General features: G+C 60.9%; 17 protein-coding genes. 9 read left to right on the forward strand and 8 right to left on the reverse strand.

The genetic code is table 11. From position 1 onward, the window contains the following. Nucleotides 1–48: 48 nt before the first annotated feature. Both BM400_RS18310 and BM400_RS18315 read right to left on the reverse strand, forming a co-directional pair. Nucleotides 49–1029: an SPFH domain-containing protein gene (locus BM400_RS18310; RefSeq protein WP_245782021.1), complete on the reverse strand. Its 981-nt coding sequence runs from the start codon at nt 1027–1029 to the stop codon at nt 49–51. Beyond that, nucleotides 1026–1226: a hypothetical protein gene (locus tag BM400_RS18315; RefSeq protein WP_089842375.1), complete on the reverse strand. Its 201-nt coding sequence runs from the start codon at nt 1224–1226 to the stop codon at nt 1026–1028. Before BM400_RS18315 ends, BM400_RS18310 begins: the two co-directional genes overlap by 4 nt. Before the next feature lie 122 nt (nt 1227–1348). On the opposite strand from BM400_RS18315, the gene BM400_RS18320 reads away from it, so the two are divergent. Then, on the forward strand, nt 1349–2725 hold the full coding sequence (locus BM400_RS18320) for a DUF1015 domain-containing protein (RefSeq protein ID WP_089842378.1): 1377 nt from the start codon (nt 1349–1351) through the stop codon (nt 2723–2725). 235 nt (nt 2726–2960) lie between these two features. Here the strand turns inward: BM400_RS18320 and BM400_RS18325 are convergent, their stop codons facing one another. Both BM400_RS18325 and acs read right to left on the reverse strand, forming a co-directional pair. After that, complete coding sequence (locus BM400_RS18325; protein ID WP_089842382.1) at nt 2961–3653, reverse strand: queuosine precursor transporter; 693 nt, start codon at nt 3651–3653, stop codon at nt 2961–2963. Between the two features lie 97 nt (nt 3654–3750). Continuing rightward, on the reverse strand, nt 3751–5712 hold the full coding sequence (gene acs, locus BM400_RS18330; protein ID WP_089842385.1) for an acetate--CoA ligase: 1962 nt from the start codon (nt 5710–5712) through the stop codon (nt 3751–3753). A 529-nt stretch (nt 5713–6241) separates the two neighbouring features. On the opposite strand from acs, the gene BM400_RS18335 reads away from it, so the two are divergent. Further along, a complete protein-coding gene (locus BM400_RS18335) occupies nt 6242–6880 on the forward strand; it encodes a hypothetical protein (protein ID WP_141224006.1) in 639 nt (212 codons plus the stop codon). Between the two features lie 66 nt (nt 6881–6946). Here BM400_RS18335 and uxaC read toward each other — a convergent pair whose 3' ends face one another. Continuing rightward, the gene (uxaC, locus tag BM400_RS18340; RefSeq protein ID WP_089842391.1) at nt 6947–8362 is read right to left on the reverse strand and encodes a glucuronate isomerase; all 1416 of its coding nucleotides are present in this window, start codon (nt 8360–8362) and stop codon (nt 6947–6949) included. Nucleotides 8363–8497: 135 nt separating this feature from the next. On the opposite strand from uxaC, the gene BM400_RS18345 reads away from it, so the two are divergent. The 4 genes from BM400_RS18345 (at nt 8498) to BM400_RS18360 (ending at nt 13562) form a co-directional block, all read left to right on the forward strand. Beyond that, entirely contained in the window at nt 8498–10720 is a 2223-nt protein-coding gene (locus tag BM400_RS18345; protein WP_089842394.1) for a beta-N-acetylhexosaminidase, read from the forward strand. 103 nt (nt 10721–10823) lie between these two features. Then, nucleotides 10824–11219 (forward strand): hypothetical protein, encoded by a 396-nt coding sequence (locus BM400_RS18350; protein WP_089842398.1) that lies wholly within the window; start codon nt 10824–10826, stop codon nt 11217–11219. Between the two features lie 121 nt (nt 11220–11340). Continuing rightward, nucleotides 11341–12030 (forward strand): carbonic anhydrase, encoded by a 690-nt coding sequence (locus tag BM400_RS18355; RefSeq protein WP_089842401.1) that lies wholly within the window; start codon nt 11341–11343, stop codon nt 12028–12030. 5 nt (nt 12031–12035) lie between these two features. Then, on the forward strand, nt 12036–13562 hold the full coding sequence (locus tag BM400_RS18360) for a SulP family inorganic anion transporter (RefSeq protein ID WP_089842403.1): 1527 nt from the start codon (nt 12036–12038) through the stop codon (nt 13560–13562). 54 nt (nt 13563–13616) lie between these two features. Here the strand turns inward: BM400_RS18360 and BM400_RS18365 are convergent, their stop codons facing one another. Together BM400_RS18365 and BM400_RS18370 are read right to left on the reverse strand one after the other, a co-directional pair. Then, complete coding sequence (locus BM400_RS18365; protein WP_089842406.1) at nt 13617–14159, reverse strand: DUF4142 domain-containing protein; 543 nt, start codon at nt 14157–14159, stop codon at nt 13617–13619. A 165-nt stretch (nt 14160–14324) separates the two neighbouring features. Beyond that, the gene (locus BM400_RS18370) at nt 14325–16211 is read right to left on the reverse strand and encodes a sensor domain-containing diguanylate cyclase (RefSeq protein WP_089842409.1); all 1887 of its coding nucleotides are present in this window, start codon (nt 16209–16211) and stop codon (nt 14325–14327) included. A gap of 119 nt (nt 16212–16330) precedes the next feature. Between BM400_RS18370 and BM400_RS18375 the strand changes: the two genes are divergently transcribed. From BM400_RS18375 to BM400_RS18385, 3 genes are all read left to right on the forward strand, one after another. Then, on the forward strand, nt 16331–17317 hold the full coding sequence (locus BM400_RS18375; RefSeq protein ID WP_089842412.1) for a nucleoside hydrolase: 987 nt from the start codon (nt 16331–16333) through the stop codon (nt 17315–17317). A gap of 36 nt (nt 17318–17353) precedes the next feature. Continuing rightward, complete coding sequence (gene nagA / locus BM400_RS18380; RefSeq protein WP_089842415.1) at nt 17354–18493, forward strand: N-acetylglucosamine-6-phosphate deacetylase; 1140 nt, start codon at nt 17354–17356, stop codon at nt 18491–18493. Nucleotides 18494–18608: 115 nt separating this feature from the next. Beyond that, nucleotides 18609–19961 (forward strand): Hsp70 family protein, encoded by a 1353-nt coding sequence (locus BM400_RS18385; RefSeq protein WP_089842418.1) that lies wholly within the window; start codon nt 18609–18611, stop codon nt 19959–19961. Here BM400_RS18385 and BM400_RS18390 read toward each other — a convergent pair. Next, nucleotides 19958–20872: an N-acetylglucosamine kinase gene (locus tag BM400_RS18390; protein ID WP_089842421.1), complete on the reverse strand. Its 915-nt coding sequence runs from the start codon at nt 20870–20872 to the stop codon at nt 19958–19960. The two genes, BM400_RS18385 and BM400_RS18390, sit on opposite strands and share 4 nt — an antisense overlap. Between the last annotated feature and the right edge of the window lie 74 nt (nt 20873–20946).

Here is a 20946-nt window from a genome sequence, read left to right on the forward strand (position 1 = left end):
TGGCGCGCACCATGCGCCAACCGCAGTCGAAGCAACCTCCATTTGCCGTTATTGTTTCGGCAGTTCCATCAAGAGACCGCCGTTTCCGGTCTGCACGGTAGGCAACGCGCCGTTCCAGCGATCGATCAACGCCTTCTGGTTCTCGATCTTCCGAAGCTCCAGCAACTGCGGCGTCAGCGAAGTCTGGCGAATCTTGTTCGCCTCCGCTTCACCGTTCGCACGCATCACAGCCGCCTTGGCCTCACCCTCCGCTTCAGCAACCGTCTTGGCCGCCTCTGCCTGGGTCTTGGCCAGTTCGTTCCGGGCGCGTTCGGCATCCTGGATCGCCTGCGCCTTCGCCGTAATGGCCGACGCAATCACCGAAGGAACCCGCGGCGCGCCAATGAATCCGAACTGCTGGATCCCCACGCCGACCGGCGCCAGCTTCTGCTGAATCAGGGCCTGCACGCTCGCCAGAAACTGCGCCTTCTGCTCGCCATAGATCTGCTCCACGCTATACGTCGATGCCACCTCGTTCAGGCTGTTCCGCACAATATCCCGCAGGATGCCATGCGTAAACGTCTCCAGGTCGCTCACCCGGTACTTCACATAGAAGTCCGGAACCTGGCGCGGCTCGATCGCATACGACAGCGAAACATCCGAGTAGATCTCCATCCCCTCCTTCGAGTTGAAGCTCATCTCCTCGTTCGCCGCGCGGCCTTCGTTCATGTCGTGCGTCCATTTCACCGTCTGGACGAACGTCGGAAACTCGATGATCTGCGAGCGCAGCGGGCTATAGAAGACCCAGCCCGTCCGGATCGGGATCTCCGACGGGCCGCGCTGCGATCCGCTCAAGACTACCTCCACGCCAACATAGCCGGCCCCAATACGAGTCACGGCAACGATGTAGTTGAAGAAGACCATGCCCGCAAGCAACAACCCAGCCAGGAAGGCACCGCGTTTGATCAAACGGCCAGCATCGACCGCCGGTTCGTCGTCACCCTGTTTGCGTCCGCTGCCAACCTTCATAAATTCCCCAAATAACGTCATATCCGCCTCCAGATAAACCGAAACACGATGAATCCACCCGCCGCCAGACACAGCAGCAGGCACACGCCGGCGAAGACGCTCAGATCACTCGGGAGATTTAAGAGGTGGAATGCCGTCACCATGCCCTCGTAGAGCAGCATGACAACCACGATAGAAAGAAGCGACTTCCAGAACTGCTTCACAAGGTCCCTGGCCATTCTTTCCCGGCCCAACAACCGAGAAACATTATACTCCTATTTGAAATGATTTACCATTGGAATTTTCAGAAGCAGCGCTCTACGGCATTTGCTGTAACAGGCGACCGCTACAATAGAGCTCTATGGCCAAGATCTACCCCTTCCGCGCACTCCGTTACGACCCCACCCGTGTCGAGCTCGAAGACGTCGTCACCCAGCCCTACGACAAGATCACCCCGGAGATGCAGCAGGCCTACTACGACCGCTCACCCTATAACCTCATCCGCGTCATCCTCGGCAAAAAAGAGCCCACCGACAACGACGACCACAACGTCTACACCCGCGCCGCCGAGACCCTCACCAGCTTCCGCGCCGAAGGCATCCTCAAAGAGGAGTCCGAGCCCGCCCTCTACGGCTACTCCCAGACCTACCAGGTCCCCGGCACCGACGAGATCCGCGAACGCAAAGGCTTCATCGCCCTCGGCCACCTCTACGACTACGCCGACCACATCGTCTACCGCCACGAGCAGACCTTCCCCAAGCACAAGTCCGATCGCCTCGCCCTCTTCAAGGCCACCCGCGCCTACTGCGAGCAGATCTACATGCTCTACTCCGACCCGGCCTTCACCGCCGAAAAACTCATCTTCGGCACCGCTGAAATGGGCACCACCACCCCAGCCGACCTCGCCATCACCGACGAGTACGACGTCGTCCACCGCGTCTGGAAGCTGACCGACCCCACCCTCATCAACCTCATCCTCACCGCCATGGCCGACAAGAAGCTCATCATCGCCGACGGCCACCACCGCTACGAGACCTCCGTCACCTACTCCAAGGAGCGCGCCGCCGAGATCGGCCACACCTTCCAGGGCACCGACGAGTCCCCCTCCAACCGCGCCGACGAAGGTCACCCCCTTCTCCCCGTCCCCGCCTACCCCGAAGCCGCCATGATGATGACCTTCGTCAACATGGAAGCCCCCGGCATCACCATCCTCCCCACTCACCGCGTCGTCTTCGGCCTCAAGGACTTCTCGCCCAAGGCATTCCTCACCGCAGCCGAGCCCTTCTTCGACATCACCCCTGTCACCAGCGCCTCCACCGCTCAGCTCACCGGAACCGAGGGCACTGCGATGCTCGCCGTCTCACGCGACGCGAAGACCGGCGAGATCTTCCACCACCTCCTCAAGGCCAGGCCCGAGGCGATGGCGAAAGCCCTCTCCGACCTCACCCCCCGCAAGGCCGCCCTCGACGTCGTGCAGCTCCACCGCATCCTCCTCGAAGGCGTCCTCGCGCTCTCCCACGACTCCATCGCCCGCCTCGACAACATCCGCTACATCCGTTCGGCCGAAGAAGCCGCCCAGCAGGTCGTCGACGGCGAGGCCGACATCGCCTTCCTCATCAAGCCCGTCACCCTCGACCAGTTCAAAGACATCTCCCTCAACCTCGAGGTCATGCCCCAGAAGTCCACCGACTTCTACCCCAAACTCCTCAGCGGCCTCGCCATCTACGCCCTCGACTAACGTCCTGCCAACAATCCGGGTGCCCCACATCTCGCTTCTGAGATGTGGGGCTTTTCGTTGCCGCGAATATCCATCCAGATGGCCACATTATCCATACAATCGCCCACGTTTTCCCATCCCAAAAACTACAGGTAAACCCCAAAGCAACCCAAAGAAACACCCACAAAAACCCAAGTCCAACCACAAAACCCTGAAATTCACCACAAACCCTGAAATACGCGAGGATTAGGCAAGCCTATCTGCCAAACCGGAACGGGTTGAAGTCCCTCGCCCGATCGAACGTATCCACACCCTCCGCCTTCTTCAGCCACCCAATCACCGCATACGTCAGAGGCGTCGCCAGCGTCTCATACCCCACCTTCAGCAGCCAACCCGTCCAGATCATCTTGAAGATCGTTCCAAGCGGCAACTGACCAACAAACATCAATGAAATCACTAAGGTCGTGTCCACCAACTGACCCACCACGGTCGATCCGATCGTCCTCGTCCAAAGCTTTTCCCCATTCGTCCACAGCTTCATCCGCGCCATCGTGTACGAGTTCGCAAACTCCCCACCCCAAAACGCCATCAGCGAAGACGCCAGAATCCGCGGAATAAACCCGAAAACCGTCTGAAAAGCCTGCTGATTGTGCCACCCCGGGTCCGACGGCAGCAGAATCGCCACCGCGCTCACCGCATACAGCAGAGCCGTCCCAAAGAACCCCAGCCAGATCGCCCGTCGCGACGCGGCAAACCCATAGATCTCCGTGAAGACATCCCCAAAGATGTAAGTGATAGGAAACAAAAGCATGGCAGCCGAGGTCGACACCGGCCCAATCTTCACCACCTTCTGCGCCACAAGGTTCGAAACCAGCAGAATGACGACGAACGCCGTCGTCAGCGCATCGAGGTAGATAAATCTCCCCGCTCGTTTGTCGGTGCCTGTCATGGTTCCCTTTAGATTGCAGGAGTGCGCGCTTCGGTGCGATTTTTGACGCAAAAAAACCCGCGCCCCGAGATCGAAGCGCGGGTTCCCTGTTCCGCCATTACTCGTCTGTTTCCTTCAACTTAGCCAGTACACCAAAGTCCTCGAGCGTCGTCGTATCACCGCTCACCGTTCCCGTCGTTGCCAACTCTCGCAGCAGACGCCGCATGATCTTGCCCGAACGCGTCTTCGGCAGCATCTGTGTAAAGCGCAGATCGTCCGGACGAGCCAGCGCTCCGATCTCCTTCGCAACCCACTGCCGTAGCTCCTGTTTCAGCGCATCCGTGGGCTCAACGCCCTCTTCCAGCGTGACGAACGCAGCGATCGCCTGCCCCTTCATCTCGTCCGGACGCCCCACCACCGCAGCCTCCGCGACCTTGCCATGCGCCACCAGCGCGGACTCGATCTCCATCGTGCCCAACCGATGTCCACTGACGTTGATGACGTCGTCCACCCGGCCCATCAGCCAGAAATACCCGTCCTCATCCCTCCGGGCACCATCTCCGGTGAAGTACGAGCCCGGAATCTCCGAGAAATAAGACGACACATACCGCGCGTGGTCCCCATAGATCGTCCGTGCAATCGCCGGCCAGGGCTTACGAATCACCAGCAGGCCGCCCTGCCCCGCCGGAACCGGATCTCCCTCTTTCGTAACGACTTCCGGCACCACGCCAAAAAACGGCTTGGTCGCCGAACCCGGCTTAGCCGCAATCGCACCCGGAATCGGAGCCAGCACATGCATCCCCGTCTCCGTCTGCCAGTACGTATCGACGATCGGGCAGCGCTCCTTGCCAATCTCCCGGTGGTACCACATCCACGCCTCCGGGTTGATCGGTTCGCCGACAGTACCCAGAAGCCGCAGCGAAGCCAGCGAGTAGCCCTTCACCCATTGATCCCCCCACTTGATAAACGCGCGGATCGCGGTCGGTGCCGTATAGAAAACAGTGACTTGATGGTCGTCGACGATCTTCCAGAACCGGTCATTCTGCGGCCAGTTGGGAGCCCCCTCGTACATCACGACCGTCGCGCCGCACTGCAGCGGCCCGTACACCACGTAGCTGTGGCCCGTCACCCAGCCGATATCGGCGGTGCACCAGTACACATCGTCCGGTCGCAGATCGAAGACATATTTGGTCGTCAGGTACGTGCCCACCGCATAGCCGCCGGTCGTGTGGACCAGCCCCTTCGGCTTACCCGTCGTCCCGGAAGTATAGAGAATATAAAGGGGATCCTCCGCATCCATCCACTCCGGAGCGCACTCCGCCGAAGCAGCCGCGACAGCCTCATGCCACCAGAGATCGCGCCCTTCCACCATGTTCACCGGCGAACCCGACCGCTGATACACGATCACATGCTGCACGCTCGTACACTTCTGCAGCGCTTCGTCGACGATCGCCTTCAGCTTGATCTCAGAACCACGCCGATAGCTCGTATCCTGCGTAATCACCGCCACGCACGCCGAATCGTTCACCCGGTCCGAGATCGCATGCGCTGCAAAACCGCCAAACACCACCGAATGAATCGCTCCAAGGCGCGCACAGGCCAGCAGCGCAATCGCAAGCTCCGGGCACATGCCCATGTACACGGCGACACGGTCTCCGCGCTTCACCCCGATGTTCTTCAAAACATTGGCAAACTTCTGCACCTCGCCATGCAGCTCCCCGTAGGTGATCTTCCGAACCTCGCCCGGCTCACCCTCCCACAGCAGCGCGACCTTGTCCTTCAGCGCTCCATTGGCGTGGCGGTCGACGCAGTTATGCGACAGATTCATCTTTCCGTCCGTGAACCACTTCGCATCCGGAAACTCGCCCTCGAGCACCTTCTTCCAGGGGGCAAACCACTCCAGTTCGCTTGCAGCCTCGCCCCAAAAGCCCTCCGGATCGTCGACGCTGCGGCGATAAAGCGCCTCGTACTCGGACTCGCTTTTGATGTGCGCCTTGGCGGCAAAGTCGGCAGGCGCCGGAAAGACACGGTTCTCACGGAGCAGCGACGAAAAGTTTTCAGTCAGTTTTTCTTCCAGCATCTCGATCCAATCCCTCTTGCGTACCCCGTCACACATCGACTGGCCACAATTGTGTTACCCGAAAAGGTATCTCATTGCGAATACGACCATCAAATCGCCATCCTCATGGTTGGATAAGTGATTTGCGAGCGTCGTGCAATCCAGTAGGGCTCCGGTCCTAGGGTCATCTAGGCGACCGCGGATTCCCGTCCATGCGCCGCCGCAGGATATGTGCCTAACCTGGTTACAAATAATTGGTTACTTTTTCATTACCAAAAACATCACCGACATGCAAAAAAGTAAGCTTTTACCGCCAAAAGCACTTGTTTTCAACAAAATGAGTACAAGGGAACAGGCTCGGGTCTACTCTCATCCATAGGAAGTTTGAAGGATATGCGGACGCGTATGATCCGATGAAACCAAACATGTTCCCCGGATGTACTTTCCCTTTGTCCAGGCGCATGGAGTTCTACAATTTTCTGAGCGAGCGGACACTCACGTTTTGCAAGCCGCTGCACCCGTTGAAGCACAGCAAGGATTAGGAACGCTTATGCTCGACTCCACACCGGCCGTTGTCTTTGTTCTGATGTTGATCGCGCCCTGTGCGATCGCCCTTTGGGGAGACAAGAAAAAGAAGGCGAAGCAACACGCTGAGCTTGAAGGGCGAACGGCACGCAAAGCGATTGCGACTCCAAAGTCGGATTCGGTACCGGTCTTTGCTTCTCCTGAGTCTGCACCTCCCCCAGTAATACCCGTCGCCAGGACGCAACCTTCTGCCCGTCCGCAGACATCCCGCAACTACACGCAGGGCCGCGACCCCTACGAACTCACGGCGCGTCTCTACGCGCAGCCGACCAGCTCTTTTGTCGAGACTTACGCAGAGTCTGTAAGCGAGCAAGACCCCGCCGAGGCTCTGCTGGCCCAGGCAGCAGCGGCCAAGGCCCGGGCGGTGGCGCTGGCAGAGGCGGCAAGAGCCGCACAGGCCAAGGCCCAGGCAGCGGCTGAAGCGGCAGACCACGCAGCCCACGCCGCAGCCGTAGCCCATAAGGCGGCACAGACGGAACGCGACCTCCAGGCCCAAATCACGATGCAGGAACAGGCGAGAACAGCCTCCGGGGAGCACATCCTCCCCGCAACCCACCCCTCCCTCGACTTTCCCCGCTCCGGAAAGCCCCGACGCGCCGCATAACTTCTTTGCCTGCAAGGAGAAAGGCCTCCAACGGGAGGCCTTTCTCCTTTACGGAAGAGGAGTCTTCTAGAGCTTGTACGCTTTGCGCACCAGCCCGACGGTAAGGTCGGAAGCCAGTTCAAAGGCCTCATCCTCATCGATGCGGTGCTCGGCCACCAGGCGACCCAGAAACGCGCAATCCACGCGACGCGCCACATCGTGTCGTGCAGGAATAGACAAGAGCGCACGCGTGTCGTCATTGAAACCTACGGTGTTATAAAACCCAGCAGTTTCAGTCACTTGCTCGCGAAAACGCATCATCCCCTCGGGCGAATCGTGGAACCACCAGCTCGGCCCAAGACGCAGGCACGGATAGTGGCCGGCCAGCGGCGCGAGTTCGCGAGAGTACGTCGTCTCGTCCAGCGTGAAGAGGATGAAGGTGAAACCGGGCTCGTTGCCGTACTTCGAAAGGAGCGGCCGAAGCGAACGCACGTACTCGGTCGGCGAGGGAATATCGCATCCCTTGTCGCGGCCGAACCTCTCGTAGACGCCAAGGTTGTGGTTGCGCACCGAGCCGGGGTGGAGCTGCATGGTCAGACCATCTTCCACGCTCATGCCGGCCAGTTCGGTCAGCATCTGCGCTTGGAAGAGCTCAATATCGCCTGCCTCGGTCTTACCGGTATAGATGCGCTCGTAGAGGCGTGTCGCCTCGTCGATCGGCAGATCGGCGGTCATGGCGGTGAGGTGACCGTGATCGGTGGCGGTAGCTCCATTGGCGATGAAGAACTGGCGGCGCTGCCGCAGAGCGTTCAGGTAGCCCTTCCAGTTCGTCACATCTTCCTTCGTGATGGCGCCGAGCTTCTCGATGTTCTCCTTGAAACCGACGTATTCGGCGTCGATGACGGCGTCTGGGCGGAAGGTGGGCAAGATGCGGCCCTTCCAGCCCGAGGCCTTGATGGCCTGGTGGTACTCCAGTGAGTCGGTAGCGGTATCGGTGGTGGAGAGGACCTCAATATTGAAGCGCTCGTAGAGCGATCGGGGAAGAAACTCGGGAGTCTGAAGAGCCTCGTCGATGATGTCGTAGTAGTGGTCGGCGTTCTCGGGCTTCAGTCGCTCGGTGAGGCCGAAGTTCGTCGAAAAAGCGTAGTCGAGCCAGAGGCGGGTCGGAGTACCGCGGAAGAGGTAGTAGTGCTTCGCAAAAACGCGCCAGGCCTCGCGCGGATCGATGTTGTCGGCGGCATGCGGATCTCCCTTCACGCCAGCCTGAGGGACGCCGAGCGACTCAAGCGGGACACCCTGCGAGTAGAGCATGCGGAAGACGTAATGATCCGGCTGCAGGAAGAGCGCCGTGGGGTTGGCAAAGGGCTTGTTCTCGGCGAACCAACGGGGTTCCGTATGGCCGTGCGGCGAAATAATCGGGAGGTCCTTGACGGCGTCGTAGAGCCGAGCGGCGACGCTGCGGATGGCGGGCTCCGCCGGGAAAAGCCTGTTTGGATCAAGCATCGTGAAACCTCTTTCGAAAAGATGGGCGGCATGGGACGCCAGCCCTAGAAGCGTATCAAAGTTGTCGGACCTCTGGCTGATGTGCTGGGAAACCGGGGCTTTATCGGGGTACCTTCCATCCTGTACGGTAGTGCCATGCGATTCTTTCGTGGTCTCCCCGTTGTTGCGTTGCTCTCGATTGCCGCGGTTGGCTCCGCGCAGGCCCCCTCCCTGAAGTTGATTCCGATGCCGCGCGAGGTCGCGGTCTTGCCGGAGCAGTCGCTGGCGGGGGGCGTACGGGTAGTCTGTCCGGGATGCGATCCGCAGGACCAGTTTGCGGCGGACGACCTTTCCCAAACACTGGCTGCGCGCGGTGTGCCCACAGGTGCGGGCTTCACCATTCAACTTGCGCGGCGCTCGTCGACTAACGTGCCTGCGACCGAGGCCGCCGAGGGCTACACCATCTCCGTGAACGCGCTGACACTGACGGTCAATGCCGTGACCGAGGCTGGACTCTTCTACGGAGCGCAGACGGTAAAGCAGATGATCGACGGCACGGGCGCGAAGTCTGTTCTGCATGCGGCCACAATCCGCGACTGGCCGGCGATGAAGTATCGCGGGTTGCATGACGATCTGTCGCGCGGGCCGGTGCCTACGCTGGCATTCCAGAAGCACCTGATCCAGACGCTGGCGGCTTATAAGGTGAATATCTACTCGCCGTACTACGAAGAGACGCAGCAGTACATCACCGATCCCCTCGCTTCGGTGCCGAATGGATCGATCTCTCCGGCGGATGCGAAAGAGCTCTCGGCCTTCGCGGCGAAGTACCACATCACCGTCCTGCCGGAGCAGGAGGCCTTTGGGCATCTGCGGCACATTCTAAACTGGGAACAATATGCACAGGTTGCGGAGACGCCGCATGGAGCTGTGCTGGCGCCCGGCCAGCCGCATTCGCTCGAGATCATCAAGAGCTGGTTCACGGAGCTCGCCCAGGACTATCCGAACTCGCCGTTTCTGCATCTCGGTGCGGACGAAACCTTCGATCTCGGCGTTGGGCAGACGAAGTCCGATGTCGATGCGCGGGGGCGCGCGGCGGTGTACCTCGACTTTATGCAGAACATCGTGACGGCCCTTCAGCCTCTGCATAAGAAGTTGTTGTTCTGGGGTGATATCGCCCAGGATGCTCCTGCGCTGCTGAAGGCCATGCCGCAGAACTTCAAGAACCAGACGATCGCCGTAGCCTGGGGGTATTCGCCCAGCCCGACGGGATTCGCAAAGATCATCACGCCTTACTCGAACGCGGGGATCGAGGTCTGGGTCGCTCCGGCCATCAATAACTACCGTCAGGTGTATCCCAACTTCAACCTGGGTTTACCGGATGTGCAGCAGTTCACACGGGACGGGCAGAAGTACGGCGCAACGGGGCAGTTGAATACGCTCTGGAACGACGATGGCGAGTCGCTGGCGGATCAGAACTGGTATGGGCTTCTGTTTGGCGCGGCTGCTGCCTGGCAGCAGGGGGAGAGCTCGATTCCGGCCTATCAGCAGGCATATGGCGAGGTCTTCCACGGGGATAAGACCGGCAAGATCAACCAGGCCCAGATGGAGTTGATGGCCGCGATGGACCTGATGACGCAGGCCAAGGTGATTGCACCGACAGAGGGTTCAGATGGACTGTACTGGGTTGATCCGTGGTCTCCCGATGGGCAGAAGTTCGCGGCGAAGATGCGCCCACTGAATGCGGAGTTGAGACTGCACGCGGAGAAGGCGATCCAGTTGATTCATGAGGCGCGGAATGCGGCCCCGGCGTTCGCTACGCCGAAGATGCTGGTGGCAGGCGCACCGGCGCTGGCTTACTCGGATACGCCGGATCCGGCGAATGCCTATCCTTCGAATCCGACGACACTGCGGGAGTCGAATGCGCTGGATGCCATGGAGTTTGGGGCGCGGCGTGTGGACTTTCTCGGGTTGAAGTTCCAGCTTGCGGATGAGATGGCGGCGGGGTATGCGCGGGCGCAGGCCGACATCCCCATCCTGGCCCAGATGAGCGCCCAGGCACGCAGATCCGATAACTCGCTCCACTCCGTCAACCGCGAGCTCTCCGACATCAACGGCGTGAACGGCCGGCTGCAGGATCTGATCCAGGCATATTCGCTGCATCGGGATCTTTTTCAGCAGACGTGGCTGCGCACGAACAGGCCTTATGCGCTGCGCCCGATCCTGGAGAGGTACGACAACGCAATCCGCCTCTGGATCGCGCGCGTAGATCGCTTCCGCTCGGCGCAAAGGCAGTATTCGGAGGTAAAGACGCTGCCATCGGCGTCCACCCTGGATATCCCTCCGGCGCCTCCAGTGGCCTGCTGTGCGGTGAATCAGTAATCATTCCGGACGTGACGGAAGGTTTCGTCAAAGATTTGTAATCTTGGGCGTTACCTTTCGTCGTTTCAATCATCTAAAGGCAAAAGAGGTGTAAATTCGTAGCATGGTGAACCGCAGCCAAATCGTGCACAAGACCAAGCTCCAGTGGAGTTTGCTGCTTGCTGTGCTTCTTGGAATCTGCTCGTTCTCCGCTCCGCACCTGCTTGGCCATGCGCACGCGCACCACACCGGTACCGGGCGCAATAGCGGCTCTTCGCATCGTTCGCGTTCGGGCTCGTACAGTGCCGATGGCGACCACGACTCCGACGCCGTTGCAAAGCTGAAGGCATTCGATCCGCATACGCCGGATCATGCTGCAGCCGTCGTCGCTCTTATTCCCGCAGCAACCTTCACTCCGGTCCAGTGGGTCATGGTGGAAGTTGTCGCACCCCAGGATGAGGCGGTCGCTTCCCTGCTCCCGGGATCGCCGCATCGTGGCCGTGCCCCTCCTGTTGCCTAAGAAAAACTCTCTCTAAAATCTGTCCGCTTTTTTGAAGTGTGGATGTGTGCGTCGATACGTGCCCCGCACCGGTCAGGATTGCGCCCATTGGCGCGTCCGCAACAGAGAAATTGAGGTTCTTATGCAGCGACTCCTTGAAGGTCATGCGCGTTTTCGCGCCGAAGTATTTCCCAAGCATGCCAGCCTGTTCAACCACCTTGCCACCGGGCAGAAGCCCCAGGCGCTCTTCCTCACCTGCGCGGACTCGCGCGTGGTGCCGGACATGATTCTGCAGTCCAATCCGGGCGATCTCTTTATCTGCCGGAATGCAGGCAATATCGTCCCCTCCTACGGCGAGGCCACGGGCGGCGTCTCCGCCACCATCGAGTACGCGGTGCTCGCTCTTGGCATCGAGAACATCATCGTGTGCGGACACTCGGATTGCGGCGCGATGAAGGCTGTCCTCAGCGGCAAGAAGCACGACAACATGCCGACCGTCGATGCATGGCTGAAGCACTCCACCTCCGCGATGCAGATGCTCGAGCAGCATGAAGCGCACGAGTTGCACGACGCCGAAGAGGAGAACGATCCGCAAGCCAGGCTGCGTGGTCTTACCCGTGCCAATGTGATTGCACAGCTCGCAAACCTGCAGACGCATCCTTCGGTGGCGGCGGCTCTCGCACGCGGCAAGATGAACCTCTACGGATGGGTCTACGAGATTCATAGCGGGCGCATCCAGAGCTACGACGCACAACAGGGACGTTTCCTGCCGCTCTCGGCTGAAACCCCCACGTCCGTCAACCAGCCCCGTTTGCACCTGATGGCATCGTGAGGAAAATGATGAAGCCTGCCTACATCAAGGATCTCTCCGCTTCTCTGGTTGTGTTCCTCATCGCCCTGCCCTTGTGCATGGGTATCGCGCTTGCCTCCGGAGCTCCCCCGGCGGCGGGCATTCTCACGGGAATCATCGGTGGTATCGTTGTGGGCTTTCTGGCCGGGGCTCCGCTGCAGGTAAGCGGACCCGCGGCCGGTCTGGCGGTCATCATCTTTGAGATCATCCGCGACCAGGGCTTCTCGGCCCTGGGGCCGATCTTGGTGATCGCGGGTGCGTTGCAGATTCTGGCAGGCGTCATCAAAGCGGGGCGTTGGTTCAGGGCGATTTCGCCGGCGGTCATTCACGGAATGCTCGCCGGCATCGGCCTGTTGATCGTGTTGCAGCAGTTCCACGTCATGCTCGACAACAAGCCCAAGGGAACGGGCCTTGCCAATGCGAAGGCCATCTGGCCGGCGATCACGCAGGGCATCTTCCCCATCGACGGGAGCCGCGAAGAGGTCGCCGTCCTGCTCGCACTGATGGTGATCGGGATCATGGTGCTGTGGCAGAAGTACCGGCCTCAGTCGCTCAAGCTCGTGCCCGGCGCTCTCCTCGGAATTACAGCCGCGACGGTGATCGCGCGCGTGATGCATCTGGAGTTGAACTATGTGCAGGTACCTGGAAATTTGCTGGACGTGGTGCACCTGCCTACGCTTGAGGCATTCACGAGCATCCATGCGAAGACGCTTGGTTCGGCAGCAACGATTGCGTTTATCGCGAGCGCAGAGACGCTACTCTCGGCCGCAGCGGTTGACAAGATGCAGTCGATCGTAAAGACCAACTACGACCGCGAACTGATGGCGCAGGGCGCGGGCAACATGCTGTGTGGCGTGGTGGGCGCAATTCCCATGACCGGCGTCATCGTCCGTAGCTCGGCAAATGTTCAGGCAGGAGCAACAAGCCGCCTGTCGGCCATCTTGCATGGTGTCTGGATCCTGGCCATGATCGTGCTACTTCCCGGCGTGCTCCGGATGGTGCCGATCTGCTCATTGGCCGGGGTGCTGGTCTTTACCGGCTTCAACCTCATCAAGGTGAAGGATATGCGCCATCTGTCGAAGTTCGGCCGCGTCCCCGTGCTCATCTATGTGGCGACGATGCTCACCATCGTGGCGACGGATCTGCTCACGGGCGTGTTGACGGGTGTCGTTCTTTCACTGGTGAAGCTGATCTACCGGTCCACGCATCTGCGAATCTACAGCGTGGCGCACAAACATCCGACGGCATTCGACACGCAGGCGGCGAACGTGGTGGATCTGCATATCGAAGGTTCGGCAACGTTCCTGCGGATCCCTATTATCACCGCTGCGCTCGATGCTATCCCCGCCGGCTCCATCGTGCATTTGAGGACAGACAAGCTGACGTACATCGATCATGCCTGCTTGGATCTGATGCAGGACTGGATCAACAATCAGGCGCGCAACCAACTTGAGATCGTCGTGGACCGCGAATCGCTGGAGAAGAAGTACTGGCTACCGGCGACGCAATCATGACGTAGGGAGCCGGCCAATCCGAGGTGCCGGCTCCCCCGTAATGGGTTTCTCTTTCTAAGCGCCAGGCATGGGCGGGACATCGATACCGCCCTGCTTCGCGATACCGTCAATCATCTCGGTGTGCTCACGGACAACCGCTTCACCCTTGGCCACGGCAGCCTTCACTTCGGGGTTGGTCGTCTTCTGCTCCTCATCCATGAAGGCTTTCAGATCGTTGTTGTGGTCCTTCACCATCGCCTCCACGTAGGCGCGGTCGAAGCTGATACCCGACTTGAGCTTGAGCTCCTCGTACTTCGCACGATCGGCAATCGATGGGCCGGTCGGCTCCTTCACACCCAGCTTGCGGTCGAGGGGCTTCATGCTCGCAATGAGCATCTCGTGATCCTTGATCATCTTCGAGGCGAACATCTTCACATTGGTGTCGCCGGACTTCTGAAGGGCAAGCTTGGCAAGATTGATCTCGTAAAGGTTGCCCTGGGCTGCGTCGGCAAGAAATTTCTTGTCGTCGGAGGTTGTGTCCTGTGCCAGTGCCGTACCAAGTCCAAGCACCAGCGACAGACCTGCCGCGGCGCACTTCATGCCGGTATGCATCTTCATGACTAACTCCTCGGGATTGCGGTCATGTCGGCGCGAACAGGCGAGTGCCAGCCGACAGAAAATCGTACCCGGGCCGATTCGGCTTGCTCAGCGCTTGCGAGTCTGCCTGCGACCCCTTCCTCTTCTATAAGCTGCAAACAAAGGGAAAATCGTTGCCTGTCCGTTCTATTGCACTGGCGGCGGCGAGAGAAAGACCTCGGTCGAGAGAGCTGGAACGATGCGGTTCTTGCCTTCACGCTTGGCACGGTAGAGCGCTCCATCGGCAGCCTGGATGAGCTCCTGCGGGTTATGCGTGAAGTTGCTCGTCGTGGCGATACCGATACTCAGCGTGACCTGCGTGTGGTTCCAAAGCTGTTCGGCGACCATACGCTGGATGCGGTCCGCCACCAGACGCGCAAGACGCTGATCGCTCCCAGGCAGCAGAACCGCGAACTCCTCGCCGCCGTAACGCGCAGCGATATACGGAGCCCGGATCGCCGAGGCAAGTATGGCACCGAGACGGCGCAGCACGGCGTCGCCCTCGGCATGTCCCCAGGTATCGTTCCGCACCTTGAAGTTGTCGACGTCGAGCATCAGGAGCGAAAGGGATAGGCCGCCCCGAATCACAGCATCCATGTCGGAGCGAAGCCGCTCGTCAAACGCACGACGGTTGCGCAGACCAGTAAGCTGATCGGTCAGTGCAAGCTCCTGCAGGTCGCGATTCGCTTGTTCCAATCGCTCCGTCTTGCGCACGGCTTGTTCAGCGCGGCGGCGCTCGTCGATGTCGAGCACCATGCAGACGATGCCCCGCACCTGACATTGCTCGTCGAGATCGGGAGCATACGTCACCCGGGTCAGGCGCTCCCCATGGACCGTCGGGTAGTCCGTTTCGAAGGTAACCGTGCGGCCACCGAGGACAGCCTCACGCGCAGAGGCGCTGCGTTCCCAGTAAAGATTGCCAAGCAGCTCATGCACCGAACGGCCCACAATCTCCGTCGCTTCCAGGCCAAGCCACTCCTCGTAGATGCGATTGACGCGGAGGAATCGCCCATCGAGCGAGATGTAGGAGAGCAACGTGGGCAGGTGGTCGGTAATCAGTCGCAGTTCGCGCTCCGACTGCCGGATGGTGGAAGCGCTCTGCTCGCGAATTTGGATGATCTCGGCGCGCTGCCGCTCTTCACGGTTCAGGAACAGGGCAAGGAACCATAGCGCGGTTGTGCCCGTCCCAGCCATCGTGACGGCCAGCAGCCCCATGCCAAAGCTGGGTCGCCCGAAGTTGATTGCGGGATGCAGAAAGAGCCACCCGAGCAGCACTGGCAACAGCATCATCGCGGGAAGAATGCGCCGTGCGAGCCATCCTCCCCGCTCCGGCGCCAGCAGGACGCCAAGGACGATCGAGTCCGGCTGCTTGAGGATCAGACCTGCAGAGAGGATCAGAAAGCCCACGCCGGTGTGGAGCGCCATGGAGGTGTAGCCGCTCGAACCATAGAAGATCTGGACGCCGTACAGGTATCCGACGATCGCCACAAACGAGATCGCCGCGAGCAGATGCGCGATGAACTGGGCGAGGATGCGAGCCATGCGATTGCCGGTGAGCAAAAGAAGTGCGGTGGCGGCAAAGACGAAACTGGTGGCGGATGTCGGCGCCATCCGGCCCGGATAGATGACCTGGACGTGGTCGACGAAGAGGAGTTGATCGATGCCGAAGTTGAATCCGTAGAGGTACTCGAGGAGCGTGAGGCAGCCGAGAACCAGGACGCCGAGCGAGAACAGGCGCGAGGCATAGCGAGTCCCCCTCCCGGGTGAAAGCAGGCAAAGAAGACCGAGACCCGAGGCCAGAAAGCCGACAGCCGTGTTCGACTTCATCCTCACGAAGCCCGGCAGCACGGTCATCAGGTGTTCGTTCTGGGTAAACCAGCCGAGGATCACGGCCACACCGAGGAGAACCACGGCCAGGGCGCACGAGAGCGTCAGCAGACGCAGAGACCTGGAGGACTGCGATCCTGCTGGTTCCGTCTTCGGAGAATCGCCGGCCTTTTCTGGCAGTCTCTCGCTCAACGTTTTGGTGGTCAACGCGTTCAGTGTAATGGGTTTGGGCGGATATCGGTTTCTTTTAACTGTCCGGTTTTTGGGTAGTTTGAAGGGGATTTTATGCGATGAACGTATCGAGCCCCCGCGTACACTGGTGAGCCATGAAGACCCTGGTGCTGTTTCTCGTTCTTGCCTCTTCCGCCGCACTGGCGCAGACACGCGTGCTCTACGACGACGACTGCACCAACGACAACGATTGCCCCGTAAACTTCGCGACCCTGCACAAGCTGGCAGACGCAGGCGAAATCACGATTCTCGCCACCGTGGCCGACAGCGCCCATCCCCTCGCGGCTCCGGCGATGAAGGTCTTCAACACCTACTACGGCCGCCCCGGCATCCCAGTCGGTGCCAATCAGACCGCTGCCCCGGACAATCCGCTCTGCGTCAAGAACCAATGCAACCAGAGCACATGGCTGGGTGGCCTGATCTCGCACTTCGATCTGGGAGACACCCGGGCGAAATATCCCGGCTGCGTCACGGTCTATCGCGAGACGCTGGCAAAGCAGCCGGACAAGTCCGTGACGGTCGTGGCGACCGGCTTCCTCACCTGCGTCGCGCAGTTGCTCGCCAGCAAAGGCGGTCCGGAGCTTGTGAAAGCCAAGGTGGCGAAGCTCGTTGTGATGGGTGGAGCCTATCCAAGGGGATTTGAGTTCAATCTGGACTCCGACCCCGCGGACTCGGCAACGGTGTTTGCGACCTGGACCACACCGAACGGCTACCCGCCCATCTGGCTGATCAGCTTCGCGGACGGGGCCAAGGCGCTGTCCGGGCCTCCCGCAAGCGACGATCCGACAACGCATCCGGGCGTCTATGCGTTTCAGTTGGCGAAGTCGACGCAGCGCGGTTCGTGGGACAGCATGTCCATTCTCTACGCGGCGCGTGGCCTTACCCACAAGGGCGTCACCTATTGGACAGACTCGGGCAACGGAACGGTCCTCATGGATACGGCCACAGGCGAAGACACGTTCTCAACCAAGACAACCTCCGGCCACCACTTTCTGATCAACGCCCTCAGCAACGAAGGCTTCTCCGCGATTCTCGACGGATACAAGCACAAGGGGTTTGCCGGATTAGCGCCCGCCCACTGACCCTCGGTGCCGGTGCGAGGATAAACTGGAAACGACATGCAGACCCTTACCGCTCGCAGATTGCTTACGCCGATTGGCTCCGTGGAGTATCCCGTCATCACCGTAGGCGACGATGGCCTGATCGCCGAGATCGAATCCGACCCCACCCTGCCACACGCGAACGACACGCTGACCGCTGCGTTCCTGGATGTGCATACGCACGGGGGCATGTCCCACGATGTGATGACCGCCAGCCCGAAAGACTTCGTCGAGTTCAATCGCTTCCTGGCAACGCGCGGCGTCGGCCAGTATCTGGCGACCACCGTCACCGCTCCTATCGATGCAACGCTTCGTGGTCTAGAGGCGATCGCCGATGAGATCGAACGCGCCCACGATGGCGTGGCGACACCGATCGGCGTGCATCTGGAGGGGCCGTTCATCTCCCACGCCAAACGCGGCGTACATCCGGAGGGCGATATTCTTCCGCCGTCGATTGAGCTCTTCGACCGGTTCCAGGCAGCTGCCCGCGGGCACATCCGCCTGATCACCATTGCGCCGGAGATTCCCGGCGCACTTGACCTGATCGCGCACTGCAAAGCTCTCGGAGTGAGGGTGAGCCTCGGCCACACGAACGCCACATCTCCCGAGACACAGGCCGGAATCGACGCAGGCGCGTCCTCGGCGACCCACACCTACAACGCCATGCGAGCGCTCGATCATCGAGCCCCCGGAGTCCTGGGAACGGTGCTCGATTCATCCAGCCTATTCGCGGAGTTGATCTGCGATGGAATCCACGTCGCGCCGGAGCTGGTGCGCCTCTGGCTGAAGGCCAAGGGGCCTGAGCTGGCGATCCTCGTCACGGATTCGATGTCCGCTGCAGGCATGCCCGACGGGGCCTACACGCTCGGCACCTTCGACGTCGCCGTCGCGGAGGGGAAGGCACTGCTAAAGTCCGATCTCGATCGTGGCAAAGAGACCCTCGCCGGCTCGATCCTCACCATGGATAAGGCAGTCGCGAACGTACAGGCGATGACCGGAGCGAGTCTGGGCATTGCGGTCAATCTGGCCTCGGCCAATCCAGCCCGGATGCTTGGGCTGGAGCCGGCGATACGGCCCGGGACGGTGGGCAACTTCAATCGCTTCGCCGCAAGTGGGCGCCTGGAGCAGACGATCCTTCGTGGGAAGGCAGTAAACTAAGGATTCGCTTTTTGCCGGGAACGGCGGTTCGGAACATCCGAGCTGACGCCCACACCTGTCTCTGAAACAACCACGCGAACCAAGACGTTCCATCTTTCGTACAAAGAATTCGACCATGACCTCCCCGCTTAAAATCGGCATTGACTTCGGCACGACCAACAGCTCGGTCGCCATCGAGCGCGGCACAGGCGCGGTCGAACTGGTACAGTTCCCTGCCCGCGCGTCGGCGACGGAAAGTTTCCGCTCCGTCCTTTATCTGGAGCAGCAGAAGGGCCGCGTCGTCTCGTCGACCGGGCCACAGGCGATTGAGCACTATCTCGAAGCCGAGATGCCGGGACGGCTGATCCAGTCGCTGAAGTCCTATCTCCCGTCGCGCACCCTGACCGGGACCGAAGTCTTCGGTCGCAGATATACGCTCGAAGACCTGATCGCCCGCATCCTGACCGACCTGCGGATCGGCCTGGAGAAGCACCTCGGCGCGCCGCTTGCTGCTGACGCCACCGTAAACGTAGGACGCCCCGTGCGATTCGTCTCCGCCGAAAACGAAGAGGACGACGCCTACGCGACGGAGCGGCTCCGCGCAGCATTCGCGCAGGCCGGCTTCCCCTCCGTCACCTTCGAGCTGGAGCCGGTCGCCGCCGCCTTCGCCTATGAGGCCTCGCTCGACCACGACGAAACCATCCTCATCGGAGACTTCGGCGGCGGCACCAGCGACTTTTCGCTCCTGCCTGTCGGGCCCTCGTTCCGGAGCGCCCGCGAGATCATCGGAAACTCCGGCCTCGGCCTCGCCGGAGACGCCTTCGACGCCCGCATCGTGCGCAAACTCGTCTCCCCCGGCCTCGGCGCCGACACCCTCGAAAAGACCTACGACAATCCCTTCGCGCCGCCTGTCCCCAAGCGCTTCCCCGGCCGCGCCGCAGTCCTCCCCCCGCAACGCGAACTCAAGATCATCCCCGCCGTCCCCGCCTGGATCTACGCCAACCTCGAACGCTGGCACTACCTGTCGTTCCTCAAGACACGCAACGTCACCGAGATCCTGAAGGCCGCGCGCGCACGCGCCGAGGAGCCCGAAAAGGTCGCGTCGCTCATCACGTTGATCGAAGAGGACCTCGGCTATCAGCTTCACCAGGCCGTGCAAAGGCTGAAGATCGATCTCTCCCGCAAAGAGACCGCGACATTCCGCTTCCCGGAGCTCGATCCCACCGGCAGCCGTGGCCTCTCGTCCGAGGTAGCGCGTGCCGATTTCGAGGGCTGGATTCAGCCCGAGCTCGAAGCGATTGAAGCCTGCGTCGACGGCCTGATGACGTCCTCGTCCATGCGTCCGGGGAAGGTGGATCGCGTCTTCCTCACCGGAGGCACAAGCTTTGTCCCAGCCGTAAGGAAGATCTTCGAAACTCGCTTTGGAGCGGATCGCGTCGTGACCGGAAACGAATTCACATCAGTGGCGCGGGGACTGGCGCTCCGCTAGCACTTCAGCCCCATCCGAGCCCGCCAAAGCGCCCCATCGAGCGAGTCTTCGGCCACTTCCTTCACCGTGACATTGACCCCATTTTCCGCCAGCGACTTCACCATCGAAGTCCGTACCGTCTCGATGCGGTCGAGCACGCTGCCCACAAAGGCCACGCCCACCGTACCCGGGTCGCCCGACTCCTCCATCTTCAGACGCACCAGAGCCACTTGGTCGGCAAGGTCGTCGCCAGCCCGTTCCAGCACCGCCCGGGCGAGATCGTCGCCCTCTTCCGCGCACCACGCCACCACCGGTGCAAGCGCTGCAAAATCCGGTCCCGGGCGCACATTCGCCGCAGCCACCACGTCGCCGATCGTATCCGCCCCCCAGGCCTCCTGGATCGCCTTCAGCATCGTCGTCGGCACACCCCGGTCGAGTCCCCAGAACACCGCTTTCACGCCCTCATGCCCAATCCAGAACCCCGAGCCCTCATCCCCGATCGCCGGCCCCCAGCCGCCCGCCGAATACATCGTGCCATCCGCCGCACGACCGACGATGTTGGACCCCGTTCCCGCAATCACCAGAATCCCCGGCCCGCCCTGAAACGCCGCATCCAGCGCAATCACCTCATCGCCACACAGAAGAAGTTCGCCGCCCACCAGCTTGCCGAGCGTGTTCTCCGCCCACACCCGCACCGCCGAGATCGATAGCCCAGCGATCCCCATGCACGTCCGCGTAACATCGCTCAGCGACACACCCGCGACCGCGGCGGCTTCCGTAACAAGGCCCGTCAGGCGATCCGTCGCCTCCGCCTCGGAGACACGCATCAGCTTCACAGTGCCGCAACTTACGCGGGCCAGCTCGCGGGTCTCATCCGCGACACAGCACACTGTCTTCGTACCACCTGCATCGATCGCCAAATACAAACTCATCGCTGGTGATACTACAGGGTTCAGCCCCTTCGTTGCTATCTGGGCCCTAAGCCCTATGACCTAAGCGCCGCCTC

It is taken from the genome of Granulicella pectinivorans (genome assembly GCF_900114625.1).
GTDB lineage: Bacteria > Acidobacteriota > Terriglobia > Terriglobales > Acidobacteriaceae > Edaphobacter > Edaphobacter pectinivorans.